The organism is Pseudomonas sp. RW409 (assembly GCF_003184125.1).
GTDB classification, from domain to species: Bacteria; Pseudomonadota; Gammaproteobacteria; order Pseudomonadales; family Pseudomonadaceae; genus Aquipseudomonas; species Aquipseudomonas chlororaphis_I.
This window is the reverse complement of sequence record NZ_QHHP01000042.1, coordinates 1232091-1244388: the sequence shown is the minus strand read 5'-3', so window position 1 is coordinate 1244388 and position 12298 is coordinate 1232091. Positions and strand designations below refer to the sequence as shown.

10 protein-coding genes are annotated in these 12298 nt (G+C 62.8%); 7 read left to right on the top strand and 3 right to left on the bottom strand.

Annotated elements, in window-relative coordinates; translation table 11 throughout:
* Window positions 1–172: 172 nt before the first annotated feature.
* Complete coding sequence (gene metK, locus DK261_RS32765) at window positions 173–1363, bottom strand: methionine adenosyltransferase (protein WP_009051273.1); 1191 nt, start codon at window positions 1361–1363, stop codon at window positions 173–175.
* 19 nt (window positions 1364–1382) lie between these two features.
* Window positions 1383–2378 carry a metalloregulator ArsR/SmtB family transcription factor gene (locus tag DK261_RS32760; protein ID WP_009051272.1) on the bottom strand — a complete coding sequence of 332 codons (996 nt, stop codon included), beginning with the start codon at window positions 2376–2378 and terminating at the stop codon, window positions 1383–1385.
* Window positions 2379–2650: 272 nt separating this feature from the next.
* Here DK261_RS32760 and tkt point away from each other — a divergent pair, with 272 nt between their 5' ends.
* The 6 genes from tkt (at window position 2651) to fba (ending at window position 9017) form a co-directional block, all read left to right on the top strand.
* Complete coding sequence (gene tkt, locus DK261_RS32755) at window positions 2651–4648, top strand: transketolase (RefSeq protein ID WP_110177504.1); 1998 nt, start codon at window positions 2651–2653, stop codon at window positions 4646–4648.
* Between the two features lie 147 nt (window positions 4649–4795).
* Entirely contained in the window at window positions 4796–5851 is a 1056-nt protein-coding gene (gene epd / locus DK261_RS32750) for an erythrose-4-phosphate dehydrogenase (RefSeq protein ID WP_009051270.1), read from the top strand.
* Between the two features lie 42 nt (window positions 5852–5893).
* Window positions 5894–7057 carry a phosphoglycerate kinase gene (locus DK261_RS32745; RefSeq protein WP_009051269.1) on the top strand — a complete coding sequence of 388 codons (1164 nt, stop codon included), beginning with the start codon at window positions 5894–5896 and terminating at the stop codon, window positions 7055–7057.
* 31 nt (window positions 7058–7088) lie between these two features.
* Window positions 7089–7307 carry a hypothetical protein gene (locus DK261_RS32740; protein WP_009045980.1) on the top strand — a complete coding sequence of 73 codons (219 nt, stop codon included), beginning with the start codon at window positions 7089–7091 and terminating at the stop codon, window positions 7305–7307.
* A 60-nt stretch (window positions 7308–7367) separates the two neighbouring features.
* Entirely contained in the window at window positions 7368–7697 is a 330-nt protein-coding gene (locus DK261_RS32735; RefSeq protein ID WP_007922315.1) for an MliC family protein, read from the top strand.
* 255 nt (window positions 7698–7952) lie between these two features.
* Window positions 7953–9017: a class II fructose-bisphosphate aldolase gene (fba, locus tag DK261_RS32730; RefSeq protein ID WP_003229012.1), complete on the top strand. Its 1065-nt coding sequence runs from the start codon at window positions 7953–7955 to the stop codon at window positions 9015–9017.
* A gap of 166 nt (window positions 9018–9183) precedes the next feature.
* Here the strand turns inward: fba and DK261_RS32725 are convergent, their stop codons facing one another.
* Window positions 9184–9855 carry a polysaccharide lyase family 7 protein gene (locus tag DK261_RS32725; protein ID WP_009051268.1) on the bottom strand — a complete coding sequence of 224 codons (672 nt, stop codon included), beginning with the start codon at window positions 9853–9855 and terminating at the stop codon, window positions 9184–9186.
* A 319-nt stretch (window positions 9856–10174) separates the two neighbouring features.
* Between DK261_RS32725 and DK261_RS32720 the strand changes: the two genes are divergently transcribed.
* Window positions 10175–12298 carry a bifunctional diguanylate cyclase/phosphodiesterase gene (locus DK261_RS32720; protein WP_016704233.1) on the top strand — a complete coding sequence of 708 codons (2124 nt, stop codon included), beginning with the start codon at window positions 10175–10177 and terminating at the stop codon, window positions 12296–12298.

Below are 12298 nucleotides of genomic sequence, written 5' to 3'. Positions count from 1 at the left end.
TGCCGGGTATTTCGCGGGCGGGTTTGACGATGGGCCGGTTTTTTCGCGAGCCAGCTTGTACCCGCAGGAATCAGGCTTGCTCCCGTAAGCGGCCCTGCAAATCATGAAACCTTCAGCCACAAAAAAGCCCCGCAAGGCGAACCGTGCGGGGCTTGGGTAAGTGCTGCCGGGATTACAGGCTGGCAGCGGCGCGCAGGGCTTCGGCGCGGTCGGTCTTTTCCCAGGTGAAGGTGGTGAAGGTGTCATCACCCACGGTCTTGGTTTGCGGGGTACGGCCGAAGTGGCCGTAGGCCGCAGTCTCGCGGTACATCGGGTGCAGCAGGTCGAGCATGGTGGTGATCGCGTAAGGGCGCAGGTCGAAAATTTCGCGGACCAGCTTGATGATCTTGTCGTCGCTGATCTTGCCGGTGCCGAAGGTGTTCAGCGAGATCGAAGTCGGTTGCGCCACGCCGATGGCGTAGGACACCTGGATTTCGCAGCGCTCGGCCAGGCCGGCGGCAACGATGTTCTTGGCCACGTAACGACCGGCGTAGGCGGCCGAACGGTCGACCTTCGATGGGTCCTTGCCGGAGAACGCGCCGCCGCCATGACGGGCCATGCCGCCGTAGCTGTCGACGATGATCTTGCGACCGGTCAGGCCGCAGTCGCCGACCGGGCCGCCGATGATGAACTGGCCAGTCGGGTTGATGTGGAACTGGGTGTCCTTGGACAGCAGCTCGGCCGGCAGCACGTGCTTGACGATCAGCTCCATCACGCCTTCGCGCAGGTCTTTGTACGACACGTCAGGGTTGTGCTGGGTCGACAGGACCACGGCGTCGATGCCGACCACCTTGCCGCCTTCGTAGCGGCAGGTGACCTGGGACTTGGCATCCGGACGCAGCCACGGCAGCAGGCCGGACTTGCGGGCTTCGGCCTGGCGCTGCACCAGTTGGTGCGAGAAGGTGATCGGGGCTGGCATCAGCACGTCGGTTTCGTTGCTGGCGTAGCCGAACATCAGGCCCTGGTCGCCGGCGCCCTGGTCTTCAGGCTTGGCGCGGTCGACACCCTGGTTGATGTCGGGGGACTGCTTGCCGATGATGTTCATCACGCCGCAGGTCGCGCCGTCGAAGCCGACGTCGGAGCTGGTGTAGCCGATGTCGGTGATCACGTCACGAACGATCTGCTCCAGGTCAACCCAGGCCGAGGTGGTGACTTCGCCGGCGACGATGGCCACGCCGGTCTTGACCAGGGTTTCCACCGCTACGCGGGCGTGCTTGTCCTGGGCAATGATGGCGTCCAGCACCGCATCGGAAATCTGGTCGGCGATTTTGTCCGGATGCCCTTCAGACACGGACTCGGAGGTGAAAAGGGAGTATTCGCTCATCTCGACGGTTTCCTAAAATTTACCGATGGTGAGTGTCGCCAGCCGGTCGCTGAAAGTGGCGGACCTGGATCTGGAAACCATTACGTAAACCTACATACAGACTTTCTCCGGGAACCAGTCCCGCAGCGGTGGCCCAGCGGGCCAGGTCGTCCTGGTCAAACCCCAGCCAGAGATCACCGCAGGCCTCCCTGGCCCAACTCTGGTTGTGGCTGCACAACTCTGTCACTAACAGGCTGCCGCCCGGTTGCAGCAAGCCGGCCAGGCGTTTCAGCGCATCGGCCGGCGCGGCGAAATGGTGCAGGACCATGTTCAGCACCACGCAATCGGCCGTCAGGCTCACGCCATTCAATGCATCGGCCAGTTGCAGGCTGACGTTAGCCAGCGTTTCGCGTTCACAGACCTGGCGTGCCAGTTCGAGCATGGCCGGGCTGTTGTCCAGCGCGGTCACCCGGGTGAAGCGGTGGGCCAGTTCCGGCAGGAAGCTGCCATCCCCGGGGCCGACTTCGATCGCCGTGGCGGTGTCCGTGAAGTTCAGTTTGTCGAGCAGTGCCAGCACGCTTTCGCGGTACTGGGGCAGTCCTGCGATCAGGTCCTGCTGGGCGCGAAACTTCTCCGCGACCCGTGAGAAAAAGTCCTGGCTGGCGGCCGCCCGCTGGCGGTGCACCAGGCCGATACGCGATTGCACTTCGCCGGGCAGCGTCAGGTTATCCACTTCATCCAGCAGGGCGGCGTGCAGCCGGCCGCCCAGCAGTTCGGTGTGGGGCAGGGCGCGCCGGTAGAAGATCGCGTTGCCTTCGCGGCGGGTCGCCACCAGCTCGGCCTGGGCCAGCACCTTCAGGTGGTGGCTCATGCCGGACTGGCCAATGGCGAAGATCTGCGCCAGTTCCAGTACGCCGAACGAGTCGTTGGCCAGCGCGCGCAATACATTCAGCCGCAGCGGATCGCCGCCGGCCTTGCACAGGGCCGCCAGCTCATCACAGTCATCATGGCTAATGGAGGGCGCGCGTAAATTCATAAGGCCAGCAGTCTAGTGACGCACCCCCAACCTCGCAAGACCAATATCAAAAAGTTTTGATATTGCTCGATAGATGGCACTTAACGGAGGTCGTGATGTTCTACAGACGAACTGCGGAATGGTTTCATCAGGCGATTGCCCCTTTATCGACCGGAAAAACGCGCCAGAGTCATTATCTGTCATTGCCCCCGGCCTACCGCTGAGGGAAAATGCACGCCTTTTTCCGATTCGTTTTATCCAACTCGACTTAGATAACCCCCAGGAGATCAGCGATGCCAAGCCGTCGTGAGCGTGCCAACGCCATTCGTGCCCTCAGCATGGATGCCGTGCAAAAAGCCAACAGCGGCCATCCCGGTGCCCCTATGGGTATGGCGGATATCGCCGAGGTACTTTGGCGTGACTACCTGAAGCACAACCCGAGCAATCCATCCTTCGCCGACCGTGACCGCTTCGTGCTGTCCAACGGCCACGGCTCGATGCTGATCTACTCGCTGCTGCACCTGACTGGCTACGACGTCACCATCGACGACCTGAAGAGCTTCCGCCAGCTGCACAGCCGCACCCCGGGCCACCCGGAGTTCGGCTACACCCCGGGCGTCGAGACCACCACCGGCCCGCTGGGCCAAGGCCTGGCCAATGCCGTGGGCTTCGCCCTGGCGGAAAAGGTCCTGGCGGCGCAGTTCAACCGTCCCGGCCACAACGTCGTCGACCACCACACCTACGTGTTCCTGGGCGATGGCTGCATGATGGAAGGCATTTCCCATGAAGTCGCGTCCCTGGCCGGCACCCTGGGCCTGGGCAAGCTGATCGCCTTCTACGATGACAACGGCATTTCCATCGACGGCGAAGTCGAAGGCTGGTTCACCGATGACACGCCAAAGCGTTTCGAAGCCTACAACTGGCAGGTGATCCGCAACGTCGACGGTCACGACCCTGAAGAGATCAAGACCGCGATCGACACCGCGCGCAAAAGCGAGCAGCCGACCCTGATCTGCTGCAAGACCACCATCGGTTTCGGTTCGCCGAACAAGCAAGGCAAGGAAGACTGCCACGGCGCGCCACTGGGTGCCGAGGAAATCGCCCTGACCCGCGCCGCGCTGAAGTGGAACCACGGCCCGTTCGAAATCCCGGCCGACATCTACGCCGAGTGGGATGCCAAGGAAACCGGTCGCGCCGTCGAAGCCGAGTGGGACCAGCGTTTCTCCGCCTACTCCGCCGAATTCCCTGAGCTGGCCAACGAGCTGGTGCGTCGCCTGAGCGGTGACCTGCCGGCCGACTTCTCCGAGAAGGCCGATGCCTACATCGCCGAAGTCGCGGCCAAGGGCGAAACCATCGCCAGCCGTAAAGCCAGCCAGAACGCCTTGAACGCGTTCGGCCCGCTGCTGCCGGAATTCCTCGGCGGTTCGGCCGACCTGGCCGGTTCCAACCTGACCCTGTGGAAAGGCTGCAAGGGCGTCAGCGCCGAAGACGCCAGCGGCAACTACATGTACTACGGCGTTCGCGAGTTCGGCATGACCGCCATCATGAACGGCGTGGCCCTGCACGGTGGCCTGGTGCCTTACGGCGCGACCTTCCTGATGTTCATGGAATACGCCCGCAACGCGGTACGCATGTCGGCCCTGATGAAGCAGCGCGTGATCCACGTCTACACCCACGACTCCATCGGTCTGGGCGAAGACGGCCCGACGCACCAGCCGATCGAGCAGATCGCCAGCTTGCGCTGCACCCCGAACCTCGACACCTGGCGTCCAGCCGATGCCGTGGAATCGGCTGTGGCCTGGAAAAGCGCGATCGAGCGCAAGGACGGTCCTTCGGCGCTGATCTTCTCCCGCCAGAACCTGCAGCATCAGACCCGCGATGCCGTGCAGATCGCCGCAATCAGCCGCGGCGGCTACGTGCTCAAGGACTGCGTAGGCGAGCCTGAGCTGATCCTGATCGCCACCGGTTCCGAAGTCGGCCTGGCGGTGCAGGCCTTCGACAAACTGACCGAGCAGGGCCGTAAGGTGCGCGTGGTGTCCATGCCATGCACCAGCGTGTTCGATGCTCAGGACGCCGGTTACAAACAGTCGGTCCTGCCGCTGCAGGTCAGCGCCCGTATCGCCATCGAGGCCGCTCACGCGGACTACTGGTACAAGTACGTCGGCCTGGAAGGTCGCGTCATCGGCATGACCACCTACGGCGAGTCGGCGCCTGCGCCGGCCTTGTTCGAAGAGTTCGGTTTCACCCTGGAGAACATCCTGGGTCAGGCTGAAGAGCTGCTGGAAGACTAAGTCCGCCAGTCGCGTTGTCTGCTGTTCTTCGCGGGCAAGCCTCGTTCCTACAGATCATCACGATCCCGTAGGCGCGAGGCTTGCCCGCGATGACAATGGAGCTGGCAACACGACAGTGATGGATTCACCCCGGTAATCGAGAACCCCATGCCTCAACCGCGTCCCTATAAAGTTGCACTCAACGGCTACGGCCGGATCGGTCGTTGTGTCTTGCGTGCCCTGTTCGAACGGGGGGCTGCGGCCGGGTTCGAGATTGTCGCGATCAACGACCTGGCCGACATGGCCAGCGTGGAATACCTGACACGCTTCGACTCCACCCACGGCCGGTTTCCCGGCGAGGTGAAGGTCGATGGCGATTGTCTGCATATCAATGGCAACTGCGTGAAGGTCCTGCGCAGTGCCACCCCCGAAGGCATCGATTGGGCGTCCCTGGGCGTCGACCTGGTGCTCGAATGTTCCGGCGCCTATCACACCCGTGAAGACGGCCAGCGCTTTCTCGACGCCGGCGCGCCGCGGGTGCTGTTTTCCCAGCCGATGGCCAGCGAGGCGGATGTCGACGCCACCATCGTCTACGGCGTCAACCAGGACTGCCTGACCGGCGCCGAGCTGCTGGTGTCCAACGCATCCTGCACCACCAACTGCGGCGTGCCGCTGTTGCGCCTGCTGGACCAGGCCATCGGTCTGGAATATGTGTCGATCACCACCATCCACTCGGCGATGAACGACCAGCCGGTGATCGACGCCTATCACCACGAAGACCTGCGCCGCACCCGTTCGGCGTTCCAGTCGGTGATCCCGGTGTCCACTGGTCTGGCGCGTGGCATCGAGCGGCTGCTGCCGGAACTTGCCGGGCGAATTCAGGCCAAAGCTGTGCGCGTGCCGACCGTCAACGTGTCTTGCCTCGACATCACGATGCAGACCGTGAGCGATACCGACACCGGCGAAGTCAACCGGATCCTGCGCGAGGCCGCCACCAGCGGTCCGCTCAAGGGCCTGTTGGCCTACACCGAGTTGCCGCACGCCAGTTGTGATTTCAACCATGATCCGCATTCGGCGATCGTCGATGCCAGCCAGACCCGTGTTTCCGGCCCGCGGCTGGTGAACATCCTGGCCTGGTTCGACAACGAATGGGGTTTTGCCAACCGAATGCTGGATGTTGCAGGACACTATCTGCAAGCCGCTGCACCCAAAGCTGTCTCTTAACTTCCCGTTTCCAAAAAAACAGTAACCCAGGAATTGCGACCCATGACCGTGTTGAAGATGTCCGACCTCGATCTGCAAGGTAAGCGCGTACTGATCCGCGAAGACCTCAACGTCCCAGTCAAGGACGGTGTTGTCACCAGCGATGCGCGTATCCTGGCTTCGCTGCCGACCATCAAGCTGGCCCTGGAAAAAGGCGCGGCCGTGATGGTCTGCTCGCACCTCGGTCGTCCGACCGAAGGCGAGTTCTCCGCCGAGAACAGCCTCAAGCCAGTGGCCGACTACCTGAGCCGTGCCCTGGGTCGCGAAGTACCGCTGGTGGCCGACTACCTGGGCGGCGTCGACGTCAAGGCCGGCGACATCGTGCTGTTCGAGAACGTGCGCTTCAACAAGGGCGAGAAAAAGAACGCCGACGAGCTGGCCCAGCAATACGCCGCCCTGTGCGACGTGTTCGTGATGGACGCCTTCGGCACCGCGCACCGCGCCGAGGGCTCGACCCACGGCGTGGCCAAGTTCGCCAAGGTCGCCGCTGCCGGTCCGCTGCTGGCCGCCGAGCTGGAAGCGCTGGGCAAGGCCCTGGGCGCCCCGGCCAAGCCGATGGCCGCTATCGTTGCCGGCTCCAAGGTGTCGACCAAGCTCGACGTGCTCAACAGCCTGAGCCAGATCTGCGACCAACTGATCGTCGGCGGCGGCATCGCCAACACCTTCCTCGCCGCTGCCGGTCACCCGGTCGGCAAGTCGCTGTACGAGCCGGACCTGCTGGATACCGCTCGCGCCATCGCCGCCAAGGTCAGCGTGCCGCTGCCAGTGGACGTGGTAGTGGCCAAGGAGTTCGCCGAAAGCGCGACCGCCACCGTCAAGCTGATTGCCGAGGTGGCCGCCGACGACATGATCCTGGACATCGGCCCGCAAACCGCGGCGAACTTCGCCGAGCTGCTGAAATCGTCCAAGACCATCCTGTGGAACGGTCCGGTCGGTGTGTTCGAGTTCGACCAGTTCGGTAACGGCACCAAGGTGCTGGCCCAGGCCATCGCGGAAAGTGCGGCGTTCTCCATCGCCGGCGGCGGCGACACCCTGGCGGCCATCGATAAATATGGCGTAGCCGAGCAAATCTCCTACATTTCTACCGGCGGTGGCGCTTTCCTCGAATTCGTCGAAGGCAAGGTGCTGCCGGCGGTCGAAGTCCTGGAAAGCCGGGCCAAAGCCTGAAGTCCCAATGGCCAGGCAAAGGAGTGTTCATATGGTCAAGACGTTACCGCTGTTGATCGTTGCGGGCTTGCTGGCCGGTTGCGGCAGCCAGCCTGCCCAGCCGGAGCCCGAGTCGGGAGAGCCAGAGAGAGGCTGCTATCAGGCCGACTGGCAGGCCGAGACCGCGCCGGTGATCAACAAGCGCATGGGACCCGATGGTCTGGACAAGTACGAGACTCCAGCCAAGGCCAAGGAACATGGTTGCCCTTGACGGGTCTGATTCGATAACGCGCTGTGCTGGCGGCCGTGGGCCGTCAGTCGAGGAACACCGATGAAAGGCTTTATCGCCGTGGCTGCGCTGGGATTGCTGGCAGGTTGCGCCAACTTCGACCTGTTCAAGCCGGCCGAGACGGACAACTGGACGACCTGGGTGTGCGACAGCCAGGCGCAAGTGGTCTGGCGCTACACCGACAGCAGCCGCAAGGAAGTCGATGTGCGGCTGGGCGGGGCCGACCAGGTCTATCGCCTGAAGCTGGAGCCGAGCGGTTCCGGTTCGCTGTACAGCAACGACATGCTGGCGTTTCACGAAAAAGGTGACGAAGGCCTGGTTTACTGGGTCGCCACCAACGATTTGATCGGCCGCGGCTGTAAAGCGCCGTAGGCCGGGAGCCGATGCTGAACCTGTAGGAGCGAAGCTTGCTCGCGATAGCGATCCAACCGTCAACAGAGATGTTGAATGTGATGACCCTGATCGCGAGCAAGCTTCGCTCCTACAGAGAGAGGCGCGACTCTTGAGATTGATGCAGTAACGAATCGGCAGGCCGGGCTGACCCCCGATCTGCAATCACTTGAATAGCAGCCGCCGCTACGGCAGGCTTGCACGATTAACGACCCTCGACCGGGAGAGATACACACAATGGCACTCATCAGCATGCGCCAGATGCTGGACCACGCAGCCGAATTCGGCTACGGCGTTCCAGCCTTCAACGTCAACAACCTTGAACAGATGCGCGCCATCATGGAAGCAGCTGACAAGACTGACTCTCCGGTGATCGTCCAGGCTTCGGCCGGTGCCCGCAAATACGCCGGCGCGCCTTTCCTGCGCCACCTGATCCTGGCGGCGATCGAAGAATTCCCGCACATCCCGGTGTGCATGCACCAGGACCACGGCACCAGCCCTGACGTCTGCCAGCGTTCGATCCAGCTGGGCTTCTCCTCGGTCATGATGGACGGCTCCCTCGGTGAAGACGGCAAGACCCCGACCGACTACGAGTACAACGTGCGCGTGACCCAGCAGACCGTGGCCATGGCTCACGCCTGCGGCGTTTCGGTAGAAGGCGAGCTGGGCTGCCTGGGTTCCCTGGAAACCGGCATGGCCGGTGAAGAAGACGGCATCGGCGCCGAAGGCGTGCTGGACCACAGCCAGATGCTGACCGACCCGGAAGAAGCCGCGGACTTCGTCAAGAAGACCCAGGTCGACGCCCTGGCCATCGCCATCGGTACCAGCCACGGTGCCTACAAGTTCACCAAGCCGCCTACCGGCGACGTGCTGGCGATCGACCGCATCAAAGAGATCCACAAGCGCATCCCCAACACCCACCTGGTGATGCACGGTTCGTCTTCGGTTCCGCAAGAGTGGCTGGCGATCATCAACCAGTACGGCGGCGACATCAAGGAAACCTACGGCGTGCCGGTTGAAGAAATCGTCGAAGGCATCAAGTACGGCGTGCGCAAGGTCAACATCGACACCGACCTGCGCCTGGCGTCCACCGGTGCGATGCGTCGCCTGATGGCCACCAACCCGAGCGAGTTCGACCCGCGCAAGTTCTTCGGCGCCACCGTAACCGCCATGCGCGACGTGTGCATTGCCCGTTACGAAGCCTTCGGCACCGCCGGCAACGCTTCGAAGATCAAGCCGATCTCCCTGGAAGCGATGTTCCAGCGTTACCTCAAAGGTGAGCTGAACGCCAAGGTCAACTAAGCCTTAGCGTTTCACGAAAAAGCCCGCAGCGATGCGGGCTTTTTTGTGCCTGTGGCAAACACCTCATCGTGCAGGAGCGAGGCTTGCCCGCGATAGCGGTCTGCCAGGCGACATCCATGGCGAATGTCAGGCCCTCATCGCGGGCAAGCCTCGCTCCTACGGAAGATCAGGTTTCGTTGTGATCGATATCCAGCTTGTAGAAGGTCACCTTGCCGCCTTCGGTGGTGTAGCCGGTGTTGTCCTGCACATACACCCCGGCCTTGAAGTACAGCGGCTTGTCGCGCCAGGTGCTGCTGATCTGGGTGTCCCATTGGTAGCCCGCGGCGCTGACGCCCAGCGCGCCCCCGGGGCTGAGGTGGATCAGGTAGGAGAACTCGCGGTCCAGCGGCACGTTCTCGGCGACGATGATCACCCGGCTATCGGCATCGTCCGGATGCATGCGGACCTTGGCGACGATGTTGCCGCTCTGGGTGGTGGTCTTGTACTGGTACTCGACCTTCACCAGCGGCTTGGTGCTGTTGTAGGCGTGGATCTGGCCGATGACGATCTTGCCCGTGGACGGCACCTGGTTCACCGCCAGGGTGGCGTAGAGCAGGTTGTCGGCTTCCGGGTAGGTCCAGTTCTTCAGGGTGCCGTTGGCGTAGGTTTCACGCAGCTCGCTGCGCGGGTAGATGGCGTTGGCGGTGCGGGAGCCGGTGACGGGCGACCAGAAGAACAGGGTGCCGGTGTCGGAATGGAAATACTGGTCCTTGAAGCCATCCACCAGTTTGGGGGTGTCGATGGTCGCCGGTGGACTGCCTTCGGGAATGCTCAGATTCCAGGTTGCGAGGTCGATCATAGTCAAAGCTTCCCGATTTGGTGCCGGATGAAAAGCCGACAAAGGCTTTAGCCTGCGCTTTTGAAGGCGGTCTTTATAAGCGTAGAAGCTGCTTTTGTTAATGCCCGTCCGGCGGATAATTGGCGTCAACCATCTGTCGAAAAAATGCCTCCACCGCTTTCAGCGCCTATGGGGTTGACCGTTAGTCGGGAGCCTGGGGCTTTGGTTAGATGATGGCGCTGTGACAGCTTCTGCTTTGCGGGTTCCGGGTCTAGAGTGAAGGCTCAGTTTTTGTCCGGTCTTCTTCGCAGGCCGGCCCTACACAGACAAGAGAAGCAGCATGGAATGCGCGCAAACTCGGCCAGGTGAAGCCAGCTCGGTCTTACTGATTGTTGATGATTACCCCGAAAACCTGCTCAGCATGCGCGCACTCCTGCAGCGCCACGACTGGCAGGTCATGACCGCCGCCTCGGGCGTCGAGGCCCTGGGTCTGTTACTGGAACACGACATCGATCTGGTGTTGCTGGATGTGCAGATGCCGGAAATGGACGGTTTCGAAGTCGCCCGCCTGATGCGCGGCAGCCAGCGAACCCGCCTGACCCCGATCATTTTCCTGACCGCCAACGAGCAGTCCAAGGACGCCGTGATCAAGGGCTACGCCAGCGGTGCGGTGGATTACCTGTTCAAGCCGTTCGACCCGCAGATCCTCAAGCCCAAGGTCCAGGCGTTGCTGGAGCAGCAGCGCAACCGCCGTGCGCTGCAGCGCCTGAGCCACGACCTGGAGAACGCCCGGGCCTTCAACGCCTCGGTGCTGGAAAACGCCGCGGAAGGGATTCTGGTGGTGGATGAAGGCGGGATCGTCCGTTTCGCCAACCCGGCGATCTCGCGTTTGCTCGACGCTCCGGTGAGCGAGCTGGAGGGCTCGGCGCTGCTCGACTATCTGCAAAAACCCCATGTGCCGCAGTGGGCCGAATCCGAGCTGTATGCCTGCTATCGCAAGGGCGAGACCTACCGCCTGCACGACGCCACGCTGCGTACCCTGCCGGGCCAGCAGGTGTCGGTGGCGTTGTCCTGCGCGCCGTTGCCGAGCGAACAGAAGGCGATGGTGGTGACCCTGCTCGACATGTCGGAAGTCCGCCACCTGCACCAGCAACTGGAATACCAGGCGGTGACCGATCCGCTGACTGGCCTGCTCAACCGGCGCGGCTTCTACCAGACCGTGGAAAGCGTGTTGCTGCGCAGCGAGCGCTCGGACAAGTCGCTGGTGCTGCTGTACCTGGACCTGGATGGTTTCAAGCGGGTCAACGATTCCCTGGGGCACGACGCGGGGGACCGGGTGCTGCGCTGGGTGTCCGAGCAGATGAAAGCCTGCCTGCGCTCCTTCGACATCCTGGCGCGCATGGGCGGCGACGAGTTCACCGCCTTGCTGGAACTGGAGTTTCCGGAACAGGCGGCGAAGATTTCCGAGAAGCTCATCGAACGGATATCCATCTGTCAGCAGATCGACGGCCTGGATGTCGCCCTGGGGGCCAGCATCGGCATCGCCATCTACCCCGATTGCGGCTCCAACCTGGATGGCCTGATGCGCGCGGCGGACATCGCCATGTACGAGTCCAAGCGTGCCGGGCGCCAGCAATACCGTTATTACGACCACGAAATGAATGGCCGTGCCCGTTCGCGACTGATGCTCGAGGAAAGTGTGCGCAGTGCGGTCGAGCGCAAGGAGTTCAACCTGGTGTACCAGCCCCAGGTGGCGATTGCCGACGGGCGCCTGCGCGGTTTCGAAGCCTTGTTGCGCTGGCGGCATCCGAGCGTCGGCGATGTGCCGCCGGGGTTGTTCCTGCCGCTGCTGGAGGAAGCGCGGCTGATCAGTCGCCTGGGCAGCTGGATCTACCAGCAGAGTACGAGCCAGCGGGCGTCCTGGAAAACCCTGTTCGCCGAGCAGACCGTGCTCGCCGTGAGCTTGAGCGGCACCCAGTTCGCCATGCCGAACCTGGCCACCGAACTGCGCCAGGTCCTGGAACGTCATGGCCTGGAGCCTTGGCAACTGGAAGTCGAGATTACGGAAAGCGCCTTGACCCAGAACCTCGATGAGTCGCGCAAGCAACTGCGCCTGTTACGCAGCCTCGGGGTGCGGGTGGCGCTGGACGACTTCGGTTCGGGCGACTGTTCGTTGGCTCATCTGCGGGACCTGGAGCTCGATACCCTCAAGCTCGACCGCCACCTGATCGCCAGGTTGCCGGATTCGACGCGGGATGCGGCGCTGGCGCGCTGCGTGATCGACCTGTGCAAGGCGTTCGGTGTGCTGGTGATCGCCGAAGGCGTGGAAACCCTGGAACAGTACCGCTGGCTGCAGGCCAACGGCTGCGAGTACGTGCAGGGTTTCCTGGTGGCACGGCCGTTGATCGCCGCGGATGCCGAACGCTTCGCCGAGCCCTTCGACTGGAGCGCTTTGCCGGGTTGA